Source organism: Pseudomonas sp. KUIN-1 (genome assembly GCF_009176725.1).
Lineage (GTDB): Bacteria > Pseudomonadota > Gammaproteobacteria > Pseudomonadales > Pseudomonadaceae > Aquipseudomonas > Aquipseudomonas fragariae.
The window spans coordinates 1,148,807-1,164,776 of the sequence record NZ_AP020337.1; the positions used below are offsets into that span (position 1 = coordinate 1,148,807).

Here is a 15,970-nt window from a genome sequence, read left to right on the forward strand (position 1 = left end):
TATCGACAAAACAGCTGCGCCCGTTAAGATGCCCGCTCATTTCGGCATCACTGGATGGATGTGCGTGAACAAGAAACCTCCCCTGGCTGACCCGGCGAACAAACGCGTACGCAAGGCCAAGCCAGAGACTGTGGTCAAGACGACCCGCGAACCCAGTGCGACGTCCCTGAAGCGGCGCATGCGCCTGATGGAAGGCAAGCGCACGCTGATTCTCGATGCGGCGCTGGAGATATTTTCCCGCTACGGCGTGCATGGCAGCAGCCTGGATCAGGTCGCGAGCCTGGCGGATGTCTCCAAGACCAACCTGCTGTATTACTTCAGCAGCAAGGACGACCTGTACCTGAACGTGCTGCGCCAGCTGCTCGAGGTATGGCTGAGCCCGCTGGTGCACTTCACCGCCGACAAGGAGCCGGTGCAGGCGATCAGCGCCTACATCAAGGCCAAGCTGGAGATGTCCCGCGATCACCCGGCCGAATCCCGGCTGTTCTGCATGGAAGTGATGCAAGGCGCACCGCTGATTCAGGGCGAGTTGCAGCACCCGTTGCGTGACACGGTGCAGGCCAAGGTGGCGGTGATTCAGCACTGGATCGACAGCGGTCAGCTGGCGCCCATCAATCCGCACCACCTGATTTTTACGCTATGGGCGACCACCCAGCATTACGCCGACTTCCGTACTCAGGTCGAGGCCGTGACCGGCAAGACCCTGGATGATCCGGCGTTTTTCGACGAGGTGCTGACGAGCCTGCGCAGCATGGTTCTGGACGGGATCCTGCCGCGCAAGGCGTGAATGGACCTCGCCGGACCTGACCCGCGCACCCCGCTCGCGCAGTGCGCGGGCGTCCTGCACAAACCAAGTGCTCCGATTCAGACCATTTGATCTGCTTTATTCATCTCGATGGCGTCAGGTCGTTGTTCCATAGCGCTTTTCCTGTACTGGCATGGATGCTGCTAATGCCTGCCTGTGCGGTCCTCATCGGCCATTACCCTCAGGAAAACGTCTATGTACAAGAAACTGTTGCCCGGGACATTGTGTGCGGCCGTAGCGTTGGGAGCGGTCAGCCTTGCTCAGGCTGAAGGGTTGACCCTCGAAGGGAAGCCGAAAATCGCCATGGTGTATATCAGCCCGCGCAATGATGGCGGCTGGACTCAGGCCTTCGACGAAGCGCGCGTGAAGCTGGAGAAGGATCTGGACACAAAAATCCAGTACGTCGAGAGCGTGCCCGAGAACGCTGCGGCGATTACGCCGGTGGTCGACCGACTCATCGCACGCGGTGCCAACATCATCGTCGGCACTGCATTCGGTTACTCCGACACCTTTCTTGCACTGGCCAGGAAATACCCGAAAGTCGCGTTCCTGAATGGCTCGGGCACCACCAATGCACCCAACCTCGAATCGTTTTACGGGCGTACCTACGAGAGCCAGTACCTGTGCGGTATGGCCGCAGGCGCGGCCTCGAAGACCGGCAAGCTGGGGTTTGTCGCCGCCAACCCGTTCGGCCAGGTCAACTGGACTATCAACGCCTATGAACTGGGCGCCCGGCAGATCAATCCGAAGGCCACCGTCACCGTGGTCTATACCGGTGCCTGGAACGACCCGGTCAAGGAACGCGCAGCAACCATGGCGCTGATCGACAATGGTGCCGACGTGGTCGGTCAGCACGTCGACAGCCCGACACCGCAGATCGTCGCTCAGGAGCGCGGCATTCATGGCACCGGCCACCATCGCGACCTGAGCGAGTTCGCCCCCAAGGCGACGGTCTGTTCTTCGCTGTGGGTCTGGGATCGCTTCCTCGGGCCTGAGCTGAAGAACATCATTGCCGGCAACTGGACGCCGCCCGCCAACGGCGCGCTGCTGTCGATGCAGCAGGGCGGTACCGATATCAAGCTGACTGCGGACACGATCATTTCCGATGAGGACCGCAAGAAGATCGAGGCCGAGCGCGCCGAGCTGCTGGCCGGCCGGAAAATCATCTACAGCGGCCCGCTGGCCGATCGTGACGGCAAGGAGCGGGTGGCGGCCGGTCAGCAGTTGTCTGACCCGGATCTGTGGAAAATGGACTGGTTCGTCGAAGGCGTGAAGACTCAGCAATGAGTCAGGTCAATGCGCTGCAACTCACCGGCATCAGCAAATCGTTCGATGGCTTCAAGGCGCTGATCGACGCCGACTTCACCGCCTGTTGGGGGGAAGTGCACGCGCTGCTGGGCGAGAACGGTGCAGGCAAGTCCTCGCTGATGAACATCGCCGCCGGGCTGTATGCACCGGAAACCGGCACCCTGCTGCTGGACGACAATCCGGTTCAGCTTCAGGGCCCGAGGGACGCCAGCCGCTACCGGATCGGCATGGTTCACCAGCACTTCAAGCTGGTGAAACCGTTCACGGTGGCGCAGAACATTCTCCTGGCACTGCCCGAGCAACCCGGTGAAGGCAGCTATCGCAAGCGGCTGCGTGCGCTGGAACAGGAAATTGTCGGCAAGGCCGAGACGCTGGGTTTTGCGATTGACCCGGCGCGCACCGTCGACAGCCTGTCGGTCGCCGAGCAGCAGCGCGTCGAGATTCTCAAGGTGCTGCTGGCCGGTGCGCGGATTCTGATCCTCGACGAGCCGACGGCAGTGCTGACCGATCAGGAAGCCGAGCGTCTGCTGCTGACCGTTCAGGCATTCGCCCGGCAGGGTGCGGCGGTGGTTCTGGTTACGCACAAGATGGCTGACGTCAAACGCTATGCCGACCGGGTAACGGTCATGCGCGGCGGGCGCACGATACAGACCCTTGATCCGCAGCGTGTCAGCGTCGAGCAACTGGTGCAGTTGACTGTGGGCGAATCGGTGCCGGTTGCCGAGCATCAACCGGCGACACCCGGTGAGGTGCGTTTGCAGGTCAAAGAGTTGCGCAGCGTCGGCAGCAGTACGCTCAACGGCGTCAACCTGACCCTGCACGCCGGGCAGATTTACGGCATCGCAGGCGTGGGTGGCAATGGTCAGGCCGAGCTGGCCAACGCGCTGATGGGGCTGGCGCAAGCGACCGAGGGTGAAATCCACATGGCCGGGTTTGGCGATTTGCGCGACGCGTCGGCCGATCAGCGTCGGCAGTTGCGCATCGCCTCGATCCCGGCCGACCGCTACGGCGCGGCGCTGGCCGGGTCGCTGTCGGTGGCCGAGAACTTTGCTATCGGCAATATCCACAGCGGGCAGTACGGCTCTTTCTGGCGTCTGGGCTACAAGCGCCTGAAACAGGATGCACAGCGCGCCGTGGCGGACTTCGACGTACAAGGCGTGCGCTCTCTCGATCAGAAAGCTGCGCTGTTGTCGGGAGGCAACGCACAGAAACTGGTGATCGCCCGCGAATTCAGCCGCGACCCGCAATTGGTGCTGGTGCACAGCCCGAGCCGCGGCCTGGATGTGCGTGCCACCCAAGCGGTGCACGCCCGTTTGCGAGCAGCACGGGACGCGGGTGCTGCGGTGCTGGTGATCAGCGAGGATCTGGACGAGGTATTGGCCCTGGCTGACCGTGTCGGCGTGATGAACGGCGGGCGCATCGTCGCCGAGTTCGCGCACCCTGCCGACCGGCAAGCCATCGGCAAAGCGATGGTGAGCCATGACTGAATCAGTACAACCGATGACATCCGCACGGCAACCCTTGCTGGCGCGGCGCTACACCCTGGAGCTTCGTCAGCAGACCGGCTGGCTATTGCAGGCGCTGATCATTGCTCTGGCGTTGCTGATCGGACTGACGATCTGCACCGTGATTCTGATTCTTGCCGGCGTGCCTGCTGACGAGCTGCTCAACGAGTTCGTCGTGCAGACGGTGTTCGATGCGCAAAACTTCAAGGCAGTGCTGTTTCAGGCATCGCCGATGATCATGGTCGGGCTCGCCGGGTGCATGGCGTTTCGGGCGCGTTTCTGGAACCTGGGGCTGGAAGGCCAGATGATCTGGGGCGCGATTGGCGCCACGGCGATTTCGCTGTTTCAGGTGGGCCCGGAGGCTTTGCGTCTGCCGCTGATGATGGCGGCAGCCGTGATCTGCGGATTGTTGTGGAGCCTGGGGCCGGTGCTGCTGAAGCTCAAGTGGCAGGTCAACGAGATCATCTCGACGCTGATGCTCAATTACATCGCCGCCAATTTCCTCCTGCACCTGGTGTACGGCAGTTGGAAGGACCCGCGCGACAACTTTCCCTATTCCCCCGCGTTCCAGAGCTTCGAGCGGCTGCCCGACCTGTTTGCCGGGTATAACGCGGCGATCCCTCTGGCGCTGCTGGTCACTGGTCTGACCCTGTGGTTCGTCGGTGTTTCGCGGGCCGGGCTGTACCTGCGCTTTGTCGATGCCAACCCGAAAGTTGCCGGAGCGGTGGGCGTACCGGTGCGCAAGATGATCATCGGCACCGTGCTGCTGTCGGGCGCGCTGGCCGGGCTTGCAGGTTTTGTCGTGACCTCGGGGCAGGAAGGGCGCCTTACTCAATCGTTCTATCAGGGCTACGGTTTTTCCGGGATTCTCATCGCCTTTCTGGCCCGCAACAACCCGGTGGCCGCCACCGTGGTCGCGTTGCTGATCGCCATGCTGTTCGTGGCCGGGCGCAACCTGCAGGTGTTCTATCAGATTCCGTTTTCGATGGTGCAACTGATCCAGGCGATTCTGGTGATCTGCGTCGCGTCGTCGGACTTTTTCATCCGCCATCGCCTGCGACGCATTCAGGCAGGAGAACGTTGATGGAGCTTATTTCCCACTGGCTGGGCAGCGCACCGGATTTTGCCGTGCCGTTCGCCCTGGCAGCGCTGGGCCTGATCCTCATCGAGCGCAGCGGTGTACTGGCGCTGGGCGTCGAAGGGCTGATGCTGGTCGGCGCACTGGCGGGCATCGGTATGCAGTTGAGCCTCGGCTCGCCGGGCCTTTCGCTGCTGGCGTCGATGGCGGCGGCAGGTCTGGTGTCGTTGCTGTTTGCGCTGATGGTGCTGGTGTTGCGGATCAACCAGGTGATCGCCGGGCTGGCGCTGGTGTTCTTTTGTCAGGGCTTGACCGGGCTGCTGGGCACGCTGCTGGGCTGGACCAACCGTCCGGTCAGCGGCCTTCAGGCGGTCGAGCTGTGGCCGTTGTCCGAGCTGCCCGTGGTGGGCCGGGTATTTGTGCAGAACCCGCTGGTGTACCTGACCGTGGTGATTTTCATCGCGGTGGTCTGGCTGCTCGATCGCACGCGCACCGGGCTGCGTTTGCGCGCGGTGGGCGAGAACCCGCAGGCCGCCGATGCCGCAGGTATTTCCGTGCTCGGTTACCGCCTGGCGGCGATTGTCGCCGGCTCCGCGTTGATGGGGCTGGCCGGCGGTTTCATTGCCGTGCTCAGCACCAAGATGTGGATCGCCGACATGACCGGCGGACGCGGCTGGATCGCGGTTTCACTGGTGATCTTCGCGCGCTGGTCGCCGTGGCGTGCGCTGGCCGGTGCCTTGCTGTTCGGCGGTATCGAGGCGCTGATTCCGCAGTTGGCGGCAACCGGCGTGCGCCTGCCTCAGTATTTCGTCTTGATGACGCCCTATGCGGTCACCCTGTTGGTCATGGTCTGGGTGGCGAGCGGCAAGCGTCAATCGAGCAGCCAGCCCGGTGCGCTGGGCGAACCCTACATTCGCGAGGAGCGCCGCTGAGCGCAGAAGCCCGCAAGACGGGCGGTTCAGCACGGGTTAAGGAATTTTTGATAGCGGGTATGCTCTAATCCGGTTACCAGCGTTCGTCAAAACCAGGAGCACCTGAATGTTTACCTCGCGTCGTTTGATCATTGTTGCCACCGCCGTAGCCATGCTTTCCGGCTGTGCAACATCCAATCCCTATGACAATCAAGGCCAGGCGCAAAGCTCCGGTGGTATGAGCAAAACGGCCAAGTACGGCGGACTCGGCGCATTGGCCGGTGCGGTAGCCGGCGCGGCCATCGATCACAATCATCGCGGCAAGGGTGCCCTGATTGGCGCAGCAGTGGCAGGTGCCGCATCGGCGGGTTATGGCTACTACGCAGACAAGCAGGAAGCTGCGCTGCGCGAGAGCATGGCCAACACCGGTGTCGAGGTACAGCGTCAGGGTGACCAGATCAAACTGATCATGCCGGGTAACATCACGTTCGCGACGGACTCTTCGGCCATTGCCAGCAGCTTCTATTCGCCGCTCAACAATCTGGCCAGCTCGCTCAAGCAGTTCAACCAGAACAACATTGAAATCGTCGGTTACACCGACAGCACCGGCAGCCGCCAGCACAACATGGACCTGTCGCAACAGCGCGCCCAGAGCGTCGCGACTTACCTGACCTCGCAGGGCGTCGATCAAGCGCACCTGTCAGTGCGCGGTGCAGGGCCTGATCAACCGATTGCCAGCAACGCCGACGTCAACGGCCGCGCCCAGAACCGTCGCGTAGAGGTCAACCTCAAGCCGATTCCGGGTCAGCAGTACTGATCGACACCGCTGCGTCCACCTGACAGCGGACGCAGAGTATCAGCACGATAGTTGAGATCATCGTTCCTCACGCTCCAGCGTGGCAATGCAGTTCGCGACGCTCTGCGTCGCAAAGAGGACGCAGAGCGTCCAGAACGGCATGCCAACGCGGAGCATTGGCACGATGGATGGCTGAAACGTCAGGCTTGCGGCGGCCTTGATGGCCTCTTCGCGAGCAAGCTCGCTTCCACTTCCCACAAGTCAATATCAATGCGGCGCCGGATACTGCTCATGCAGGCTGTCCAGCAGTCGGTCTTTCTCTTCCCATAGCGTATTGATCCACTGCTGGAATTCCAGGCGGTATTCGCCGTCCTGGTCGTAATTTTTGCCTAGAAACTGCTGCGGGATTTTGATCTCTTCGAAGTGGGCGACCACTTCCTTCACGTTGCCGCACAGCAGGTCCCAGTAGCCGGGTTGTCCGCCAGGGTAGTGGATGGTCACGTTGATGATCGATTCCAGCTGTTCGCCCATCGCATCGAGCACGAAGGCAATGCCGCCGGCCTTGGGTTTGAGCAGGTGGCGGAAGGGTGAGTTCTGTTGCGCGTGTTTGCCGGCCGTGAAGCGCGTGCCTTCTGCGAAGTTGAAAATCCCCACCGGGTTATGGCGAAACTTCGCGCAGGTGCGGCGAGTGGTTTCCAGGTCCTTGCCTTTCTTTTCTGGGTGTTTGGCAAGGTACGCCTTGGAGTAGCGCTTCATGAACGGAAAGCCCAGCGCCCACCACGCCAGACCGATCACTGGAACCCAGATCAACTCCTGCTTGAGGAAAAACTTCAAGGGGCGAATACGTCGGTTGAGCACGTACTGCAAGACCATGATGTCGACCCAGCTCTGGTGATTGCTGGTGACCAGATACGAGTGCTGGTAATCCAGCCCTTCCAGACCGCTCAGGTGCCAGCGGGTGTGGCACAGCAGTCTGATCCAGGCATTGTTGTTGCCGATCCAGGTTTCATGGATGTGGCTCATCAGCCAGTCGGTGAAGCGCTGTGCCGCAGAGAAGGGCAGGCAGATCTTGAGGATCGTGACCGCGAACAGCACCGTGCAGCAGACGATGGTGTTCAGCGCCAGCAACAGCGAGGCAATGACGCCGCGTAACGGGGCAGGCAGGAAATCCATTAGGAAGATGGCTCCGCAAGTTATCGGAAGCCGCAGACTGCTCTGCGGCACTCGGGTCAGGTATCAGGACAGCGTGTCGGCCTGTATGGCTGTCAGCGCGATGGTGTAGACAATGTCGTCGACCTGCGCGCCGCGCGGCAGATCGTTTACCGGTTTGCGCAGGCCCTGCAGCATCGGGCCGAGGCTCACACAGTCGGCACTGCGTTGCACCGCCTTGTACGTGGTATTGCCGGTGTTCAGGTCGGGGAACACGAACACGTTGGCGCGTCCTGCGACCGCGCTGTCTGGAGCCAGCTGCCGGGCGACCTGTTCGTTTGCGGCCGCATCATACTGCAGCGGCCCGTCGATCAATAGATCGCGGCGGGTTTCGCGTGCCAGTTGCGTCGCTTCGCGGACCTTTTCGACTTCTTCGCCGCTGGCCGAGTTGCCGCTGGAATAGCTGATCATCGCCACACGCGGCGAGATGCCGAACGCAGTGGCCGAATCGGCGCTCTGCAAGGCAATCTCGGACAGCTCGCTGGCACTCGGATGCGGGTTCATGATGCAGTCGCCGTACATCAGCACCTGCTCGGGAAAGAGCATGAAGAACACTGAAGACACCAGCGTGCAGCCTGGCGCGGTCTTGATCAGTTGCAGGGCCGGGCGGATGGTGTTGGCGGTGGAGTGAATGACGCCGGACACCAGCCCGTCGACCTCATCCAGCGCGAGCATCACCGTACCGATCACCACCGGGTCTTCGAGCTGTTGCTCAGCCATGGGCGCGTTCAGGCTTTTGCTTTTGCGCAGTTCCACCATCGGCGCAACGTAGCGTTCACGAATCAGGTCCGGGTCAAGAATTTCCAGCCCCTGCGGCAGCTCGATGCCGTGCGCCTGCGCAACGGCATGCACTTCCTCGGGCCTGGCCAGCAACACGCAACGCGCGATACCGCGCGCCTGGCAGATGGCGGCAGCCTGAATGGTCAGCGGTTCGTTGCCTTCAGGCAGCACGATGCGCTTGTTGGCCGCCTGCGCGCGCTGGATCAACTGATAGCGAAACACCGCAGGCGACAGGCGCAGCTCGCGGGGTGTACCGCAGCGCTGGTGCAGCCAGTTGGCGTCCAGATGACTGGCAACGAAATCGGTGATGTTTTCCGCGCGCTCGCGGTCATCGATGGGGATTTCCTTGTTCAACTGATTCAGGCGATTGGCCGTGTCATACGAACCGCTGCTGACCGACAGCACCGGCAGCCCCGCCTGCAGTGCGCCGCGGCACAGCTCCATGATGCGTGGGTCGGGCACGGTATCGCTGGTCAGCAGCAGACCGGCCAGCGGTACGCCGTTTATGGCTGCAAGGCTCACCGCCAGGATGATGTCGTCGCGGTCGCCCGGCGTCACCACCAGCACCCCCGGCTTGAGCAGTGGAACCGTATTGAGCACGGTCCGCGCACAAATGATGATTCTGGTCATGCGGCGCTGATCGTAGTCGCCTGCGTTCAGCACCTGCGCGCCGAGCAGCTCGGCCACATCGCGGGTACGCGGTGCGTTGAGTTCGGCGCGATACGGAATGCAGCCCAGCAGGCGAAAGTCGCCGCTGCGCAGCAAGGGGGAGTGCTCTTTCAGGCGCGAGGCGAAGACTTCCATGCTTTCTTCGGTGCGCACCTTGTTGAGTATCACGCCCAGCACCTTGGGATCCTTGGGGCCGCCAAACAGCTGGGCCTGCAATTCGACCCTGCCCGACAGATCGGCGAGCACTTCGTTTTCCGGAGCAGAGACCAGAATGACTTCGGCATCCAGGCTCTTGGCCAAATGCAGATTGACCCGTGCGGCATAGCTCGCGCTGCGGGTCGGGACCATGCCTTCGACGACCAGCACGTCCTTGCCGACAGCTGCCTGCTGATAAAGATTGATGATCTCTTCGAGCAGTTCATCCAGTTGACCATCACCGAGCATGCGCTCGACATGCGCAAGTCCCAGAGGCTTGGGCGGCTTGAGGCCATGGGTGCGAGCCATCAGTTCGGTCGAGCGCTCGGGGCCCAGATCGCCGGGATGTGGCTGGGCGATCGGTTTGAAAAAGCCTACTTTCAAACCAGCGCGCTCCAGCGTGCGCACCAGTCCCAGGCTGATGGAGGTCAACCCCACGCCAAAGTCAGTGGGGGCGATAAAAAAAGTCTGCATACTGGCTTCTCGATTGAGCAGTGCAAGGGTCGCAGCACATAGGGAACCGCTGCCGACCGAAAAAGTCCGGAAACCGTCTAACGCGATTTCTCTGCCGCAAGACTATCGTTATCCGCAGCGTTCGCACACCAGCCGCAAAGAAAGGCTTTACCGGTCATCTGTTGACGCTGTGCAGGATCCAGTACCCAGGCGCGTGACTGCCAGGGAGGCTGATGACGCAGGTGCTGAGTGTGGCCGCAGGACAGTAGCGCAATCCAGTGCCCTTCTTCATCCTGGCTGAAACCGATAACGGTTGAACTTTCCAATCAGGGCCGTCCGTCAGAGTTGCGTTCGCTTTCGGGCGATTGCTTGGTTAAACTTGCCCGTTCTTCAATCTTAAGCAAAAGGTCTTGTCCCCATGCCGATCGCCGCCAATAAGGCTGTCTCCATTGACTATACCCTGACCAACGACGCTGGTGAGGTCATCGACAGTTCTGCCGGTGGTGCGCCGCTGGTTTACCTGCAAGGTGCAGGCAACATCATCCCGGGCCTGGAAAAGGCACTGGAAGGCAAGGAAGTAGGCGAGCAGGTGAAAGTCGCCGTCGAGCCCGAAGACGCCTACGGCGAGTACTCGGCCGAACTGGTCAGCACCCTGAGCAGCAGCATGTTCGAAGGCGTCGACAAGCTTGAAGTCGGCATGCAGTTTCACGCTTCCGGCCCGGATGGCGGCATGCAGATCGTGACCATCCGTGATCTGGATGGCGACGACGTCACTGTTGACGGCAACCATCCGCTCGCGGGTCAGCGCCTGAACTTCGACGTGAAGGTTGTGGCCATCCGTGATGCCAGTGAAGAAGAAATGGCTCACGGCCATGTTCACGGCGAAGGCGGTCATCAACACTGATTTGTGCTGCTAAGCTCAGGCACTGAAAAGGCGCCCTGGCTGTTCTGCGATGACGACTTTCGTTACGCGTGCGGTCACGGTGCCTTTTTTCGGGTTGTAGCCTGGGGCGACTTGTTTCAAAAGGGGTTCTCATGAGTGCTTTTCACGACATCAAATTGAAAGCGCTGGGTGGCCAGGAACTGCCGCTGGCGAATTTCAGAAAAAAAGTGGTTCTGGTAGTCAACGTCGCGTCCAAATGCGGGCTGACACCGCAGTACGCGGCACTTGAAAACCTCTATCAGCAGTACAAGGACCAGGGCCTGGAGATACTGGGTCTGCCGTGCAACCAGTTTGCCGGGCAGGAACCGGGTACCGAGCAAGACATCGCCGAGTTTTGCCAACTCAACTATGGCGTGACGTTTACGCTGGGTGAAAAACTCGACGTCAACGGCCCCAACCGGCACTCGCTTTACCGTTTGCTGGCGGGCGAGGGTGCCGAGTTTCCCGGGGATATCACCTGGAACTTCGAAAAGTTTCTGGTTGGCAAGAACGGCGGTGTAAGCGCACGTTTTTCTCCGCGTACCACTCCGGATGATCCTGCGGTGATCCAGGCCATCGAAAAGGCCCTGGCGCAAAGCTGATCGTAGAGCCGGGGTAGCATTTAGCATTCGCCCGGCTTTCTTGCGCGCTCGTCGCTTCTGAACTCAAATCAGCCAGATCAATAGTACTGGGCCACTGCTGACGCCCGGCGATATTCTGCGCGCCTGATGGCAATCGACCATTTCACAGGAGTTGCGCATGTCGGCAGAAGCCTTGTTCACGCCTTTCCGTCTGGGCAGCCTGGAGCTGTCCTCGCGTGTGGTCATGGCGCCCATGACCCGCTCGTTCTCGCCAGGGCACGTGCCTAACTCGAAGGTCGTCGAGTACTACCGGCGGCGCGCTGCTGCAGGCGTCGGGCTGATTATCACCGAAGGTACGACGGTCAATCACAAGGCCTCCAACGGCTATCCGAATGTCCCGCAGTTTTTCGGCGAAGCGCCGCTTGCCGGCTGGCGCAAGGTGGTCGAGGCGGTGCATGCGGAGGGCGGCAAGATCGTCCCGCAACTCTGGCACGTCGGCGCAGTTCGCCGTCCTGGCACCGAGCCGGACGGCAGCGTGCCTGCCTACGGGCCGATGGAGAAGGTCAAGGACGGTCAGGTGCTGGTGCATGGCATGAGCAAGCAGGACATCGACGAGGTCGTAGCGGCCTTTGCCCAGGCTGCCGCCGATGCCAGGGCGATTGGCATGGACGGTGTCGAAATTCATGGGGCTCATGGTTACCTGATCGATCAGTTCTTTTGGGAGGGCAGCAATCAGCGCAGCGACGAGTACGGCGGCAGCCTCGCCAACCGCTCACGGTTTGCCCTCGAACTGATCAAGGCCGTGCGCGGCGCAGTAGGCCCGGACTACCCGATCATTTTCCGTTTCTCACAATGGAAACAGCAGGATTACACCGCGCGCCTGGTGCAAACGCCCGAGGCGCTGGGCGAGTTCCTGCAGCCTCTGGCCGATGCAGGTGTGGATATATTTCATTGCTCTACCCGGCGTTTCTGGGAGCCTGAGTTTGAAGGCTCCGACCTGAACCTGGCGGGCTGGACGCGCAAGCTGACCGGCAAACCGACCATCACAGTCGGCAGCGTCGGACTGGACGGCGAGTTCCTGCAATTCATGGTCAACACCGACAAGGTCGCTCAACCGGCCAGCCTGGAAAATCTGCTGAAGCGACTGGGCAACGACGAGTTCGATCTGGTGGCGGTGGGGCGCGCGCTGCTGGTCGATCCTGATTGGGCACTGAAAGTGCGCGAGGGGCGCGAGCAGGACATCCTGCCCTTCAGTCGAGACGCACTGACGACACTGGTCTGATTTTCTTGCTGGCTACCGACCTGATCTCTTTGACGCTTGCAGCGTTCTGGCTCGGGCAGGCCTCGCGCAATTGACGCTCGAACTGATCGATGACCGCTGTCCAGCCCTGGCGGCTGGCATGCTGCCGGGCGTTGAGACGCACGCGGCGCAGCGTCTCACTATCCTCCAGCAACCAGCGTGCCGCGTCGATGAACGCCGCCTCGTCACCCGGCATGGCCAACGCACCGTTGTGGCCATGGCGGATATGCTGCCCGGCTGCGGCTTCATCGTAGGCGACCACCCCCAGGCCTGAGGCCAGTGCTTCGAGAACCACATTGCCGAAGGTTTCGGTGAGGCTGGGAAACAGAAACATATCGGCCGAGGCATAGTGCGTCGCCAGCACCTCGCCGCGCTGCGTCCCGCAGAAAATCGCCTCCGGAATTTGCTGCTCCAGCTGCGCGCGTTGAGGCCCGTCGCCAACGACCACCAATTTCAGATTACGCTGCGGGTAACTGTCCTTGAGCGCCTCGAAACAGGCTTTGAGCAGGCTCAGGTTTTTTTCGGGGGCAAGGCGGCCGACATGCAGGACCGCGACATCATCGGGTTGCAGACCCCAATTCTCTCGCAAAGGCTGCGAGCGTCTGGACGGGCTGAACAATTGACTGTCGACGCCACGTGACAACAGCTCGATCCTCTCAAAGCCACGCCGCTCCAGCTCGACCTTCTGACTGATGCTCGGCACCAGCGTCATGCGCGAGCGATTGTGGAACCAGCGCAGGTAGTGCGTCAGCAAGCGGGTGATGAACCCCATGCCGTACTGCTGCGTGTACTGCGGGAAGTTGGTATGGAAGCCACTGATCACCGCAATCCCCAGGCGCCGCGCTGCGCGCAGTGCCGAGAGCCCCAGCGGCCCTTCCGTGGCGATGTACAGCACATCCGGCCGACGCCGCTGCCAGCGCCGCAGCAGCTTGTGCATCGAAGACTGACCCCACTGCAACCCCGGGTAACCCGGTATCGGCCAGCCCCGGCAGAGCAGCAGATCCTCTGCAGTGCCCGCGCCGATCTCGTCGTTCTGACGTGGCCGGACCAGCTCGACCCGATGCCCACGCAACCGCAACCCTTCACACAGCCGCCCCAGGGTATTGGCGACGCCGTTGATCTCGGGAGTAAAGGTTTCAGTGATCAGGGTGACATTAAGAATTTGGCTCATGAGAGCAGTGTCGACTGATTACATTTCGGTTATGTGGCGGTTGTGTGATGGATTGGTGATAGGGCGTCGGTAAGGTGAGCAAGTTGGCGTGAGACTGCGCGGAATAGTTAATAGGTAAACGCATAGGCTGTACAACCCAATGGGGTTACATTAGGAAATGGCGAAACATTGTCGGTATGGGTCATTTGAAAATCCCTCGCGCACGTTCCATTGCCGCAGGCATAGGCACGAAGTCTTTATCCTCCACACTGGATCTGCGTTGTTCGATAGTCATGCTATCCATGAAGCGAGTCGAGCGGGGCATTGCCGAGTGTTGCGGGTGCTGCGGCTGGGGGTTTTTTCTCTGTCTGTGTGATGGCATCGTTCAACAGGTTTGCAAACCGACCTGAACGGTTTTCCGGTAGTCTTTCGAGGGATGCCGGTCGGTAGGAGGAGAGTTGTTCTGCGACAGATTCTGTTTTTATTTCCATAGCGATTACTCCTGTTTTTTTCAATCAGGAGAGCAAGGATAATGCCATATTTAATGTATTGGTTGTTCCTACACCGTTGCGATCTTGTATTCGAGTTCGGGAAGATATGTCCTACGCAATATTCCTACGTGTAATGTTTTTTCATATCTCGGCAAATAGTGTCTGCTTGCGGCAAGCTGTTGCCGTTACACGGAATGGAGTTATATAAGCTGGTTGTGGGAATACTGATATATAGCTGTAAGAAGCCTCCCTTTTAACGCCGAAGTGCCGAACAGATAACTCGTTATCTGTTCGGCACGCTCTCAGGCGTAGTCGTCACTCAGCCGGTCAAGCGGGGCACTCAGCCCAGATCACGAACCAGTTGGCCGATCACTTCGCCCACTTTGGCCAGATCCGGTGCCGCCAGACGATGTTCATCGGCATACGAATACGCCACGGTGAACAGGCCGGCGGTGCGGGTGGAGTAGGCAGGGGCGTCTTTCTCGAAAACACGGTTTTCAGCTTCGGCAGTCAGCGAAGTGGAGCTGATGACGATGCGCTCTTCGGGGTCGTTCACACCGTTGATGTACACGTTGTCCGGGTTGATCGACCATTCGGCCAGTTCACTGACCAGAAAGGCGCGGATCTTTTCCTGAACGGTAGCGTTGTCAGCGGCCAGTGCAGCAGGATTTACTTGAGCATTCATGATTTAACTTCCTTGTTAAGTTCATGTGTCGCCTGGTTTCATGGAAGGTGGCTTCACATGAACGGGTTGGTTGAGGCCCCATTTAGCCCCAACTGGCAGGTTGAGTTGCGGTGCATATTTATATGTGTGTGATTTTTTTCTTCGGGTGTGCCGAACCGCATGGCGCGGTCCGGCATGTCGCCATTCAGCCGCGTGTCAGCCGCGTGCGTGAGTCACCGGCAACGCATCCGCGCCGCGCTCGCGCACCCAGAACAGCGTTGCACCGGCCACTGCAGCAGGCATCATCAGCAGGTTGACCACCGGGATCAGCAAGGCAACGTAGACGATGCCGCCGAAGCTCAGGCTCTGCCAGCGTTTGCTCTTCAGCCAGCCGAGCATTTCGTTCCAGCCCAGTTTGTGGTTGTCGGCGGGGTAGTCGATGTACTGGATCGCCATCATCCACACCCCGAACAATAGCCATAGCGGGGCGGCGATGATGTTGGCGACCGGGATGAACGACAGGATGAACAGGCCGAGCATGCGCGGCAACATGTAGCCCAGCTTGCGTGCTTCGCGGGCCAGGGTGCGGGGCACCATGGCGACCAGTTCGGCCCAGCTGAAATCGGGCGATTCGTCTACGCCACGAACCACGGCTTCGACCTTTTCGGACAGAAACCCGTTGAATGGCGCGGCGATGATGTTGGCGACTACGGTGAAGGTGAAAAACACCATCAGCAGCACCAGCGCCACGAACAGTGGCCAGAGGATGTAACTGAGAAAGCTCAGCCAATGAGGCAGGGTCGGCATGAAGGTGTCGACCCACAGCTCGAACTGATGCACCGCCAGATAGATCAGGCCGCAGAACAACACCACATTGATGCTCAATGGCAGTAGAACGAACAAGCGCAAGCCTGGGCTGAGGACCAGTTTCAGGCCCTCTCTCAGGTATTGCGGGCCGGTAAGGGCGGGAGCGGGCATGGGAGTCTCCGAGTGCTTGAAAGGCGTGACCTTACCGGCTTTGTGATGGCCATGAAAGAGCTGAGCGCCGACGGTTTTTGAGCATGCCAGACTTGTGGCGTATCCTTGGCGAAGGAAGATTATCCGAATGGCTCGTCACCCATGCGCTGCTTTCAGGCGCCCACGCTATAGAAGT

15 protein-coding genes and 1 pseudogene are annotated in these 15,970 nt (G+C 60.5%); 9 read left to right on the top strand and 7 right to left on the bottom strand.

Going from position 1 to position 15,970, the window contains the following annotated elements:
- Positions 1–58 precede the first annotated feature (58 nt).
- The 6 genes from rutR (at position 59) to KUIN1_RS05550 (ending at position 6,424) form a co-directional block, all read left to right on the top strand.
- A complete protein-coding gene (rutR, locus tag KUIN1_RS05525) occupies positions 59–787 on the top strand; it encodes a pyrimidine utilization regulatory protein R (protein ID WP_024640133.1) in 729 nt (242 codons plus the stop codon).
- 213 nt (positions 788–1,000) lie between these two features.
- The gene (locus KUIN1_RS05530; protein WP_004406878.1) at positions 1,001–2,092 is read left to right on the top strand and encodes a BMP family ABC transporter substrate-binding protein; all 1,092 of its coding nucleotides are present in this window, start codon (positions 1,001–1,003) and stop codon (positions 2,090–2,092) included.
- Positions 2,089–3,600 carry an ABC transporter ATP-binding protein gene (locus KUIN1_RS05535; protein WP_011266762.1) on the top strand — a complete coding sequence of 504 codons (1,512 nt, stop codon included), beginning with the start codon at positions 2,089–2,091 and terminating at the stop codon, positions 3,598–3,600. Before KUIN1_RS05530 ends, KUIN1_RS05535 begins: the two co-directional genes overlap by 4 nt.
- On the top strand, positions 3,593–4,702 hold the full coding sequence (locus tag KUIN1_RS05540) for an ABC transporter permease (protein WP_024652674.1): 1,110 nt from the start codon (positions 3,593–3,595) through the stop codon (positions 4,700–4,702). The genes KUIN1_RS05535 and KUIN1_RS05540 overlap by 8 nt, the downstream gene beginning before the upstream one ends.
- Complete coding sequence (locus tag KUIN1_RS05545) at positions 4,702–5,628, top strand: ABC transporter permease (protein ID WP_003316999.1); 927 nt, start codon at positions 4,702–4,704, stop codon at positions 5,626–5,628. Before KUIN1_RS05540 ends, KUIN1_RS05545 begins: the two co-directional genes overlap by 1 nt.
- 106 nt (positions 5,629–5,734) lie before the next feature.
- On the top strand, positions 5,735–6,424 hold the full coding sequence (locus tag KUIN1_RS05550; RefSeq protein WP_003319364.1) for an OmpA family protein: 690 nt from the start codon (positions 5,735–5,737) through the stop codon (positions 6,422–6,424).
- 246 nt (positions 6,425–6,670) lie between these two features.
- On the opposite strand, the gene KUIN1_RS05560 is transcribed toward KUIN1_RS05550, so the two are convergent.
- The 3 genes from KUIN1_RS05560 to KUIN1_RS28330 all read right to left on the bottom strand — a co-directional run bounded on the left by KUIN1_RS05560 (position 6,671) and on the right by KUIN1_RS28330 (position 10,035).
- The gene (locus KUIN1_RS05560) at positions 6,671–7,576 is read right to left on the bottom strand and encodes an acyltransferase (protein ID WP_024640129.1); all 906 of its coding nucleotides are present in this window, start codon (positions 7,574–7,576) and stop codon (positions 6,671–6,673) included.
- Positions 7,577–7,639: 63 nt separating this feature from the next.
- Positions 7,640–9,730, bottom strand: a complete 2,091-nt coding sequence (gene pta, locus KUIN1_RS05565; protein ID WP_003408730.1) for a phosphate acetyltransferase — start codon at positions 9,728–9,730, stop codon at positions 7,640–7,642.
- A 77-nt stretch (positions 9,731–9,807) separates the two neighbouring features.
- Entirely contained in the window at positions 9,808–10,035 is a 228-nt protein-coding gene (locus KUIN1_RS28330; protein WP_080397950.1) for a DUF3565 domain-containing protein, read from the bottom strand.
- 92 nt (positions 10,036–10,127) lie between these two features.
- Here KUIN1_RS28330 and KUIN1_RS05575 point away from each other — a divergent pair, with 92 nt between their 5' ends.
- From KUIN1_RS05575 to KUIN1_RS05585, 3 genes are all read left to right on the top strand, one after another.
- Entirely contained in the window at positions 10,128–10,613 is a 486-nt protein-coding gene (locus tag KUIN1_RS05575) for an FKBP-type peptidyl-prolyl cis-trans isomerase (protein WP_004406868.1), read from the top strand.
- A gap of 131 nt (positions 10,614–10,744) precedes the next feature.
- The gene (locus KUIN1_RS05580) at positions 10,745–11,233 is read left to right on the top strand and encodes a glutathione peroxidase (RefSeq protein WP_024641116.1); all 489 of its coding nucleotides are present in this window, start codon (positions 10,745–10,747) and stop codon (positions 11,231–11,233) included.
- 157 nt (positions 11,234–11,390) lie between these two features.
- Entirely contained in the window at positions 11,391–12,494 is a 1,104-nt protein-coding gene (locus tag KUIN1_RS05585) for an NADH:flavin oxidoreductase (RefSeq protein ID WP_103754076.1), read from the top strand.
- Here the strand turns inward: KUIN1_RS05585 and KUIN1_RS05590 are convergent.
- The 4 genes and pseudogenes from KUIN1_RS05590 to cysZ all read right to left on the bottom strand — a co-directional run bounded on the left by KUIN1_RS05590 (position 12,463) and on the right by cysZ (position 15,795).
- Positions 12,463–13,683, bottom strand: coding sequence for a glycosyltransferase family 4 protein (locus KUIN1_RS05590; protein ID WP_024642125.1), 1,221 nt, complete (start codon positions 13,681–13,683; stop codon positions 12,463–12,465). The two genes, KUIN1_RS05585 and KUIN1_RS05590, sit on opposite strands and share 32 nt — an antisense overlap.
- A 181-nt stretch (positions 13,684–13,864) precedes the next feature.
- Positions 13,865–14,153: pseudogene (locus KUIN1_RS27935) on the bottom strand (hypothetical protein).
- A 340-nt stretch (positions 14,154–14,493) separates the two neighbouring features.
- Positions 14,494–14,838 (bottom strand): hypothetical protein, encoded by a 345-nt coding sequence (locus KUIN1_RS05600; protein WP_024640126.1) that lies wholly within the window; start codon positions 14,836–14,838, stop codon positions 14,494–14,496.
- A 195-nt stretch (positions 14,839–15,033) separates the two neighbouring features.
- Entirely contained in the window at positions 15,034–15,795 is a 762-nt protein-coding gene (cysZ, locus tag KUIN1_RS05605; RefSeq protein ID WP_003408742.1) for a sulfate transporter CysZ, read from the bottom strand.
- Positions 15,796–15,970 lie beyond the last annotated feature (175 nt).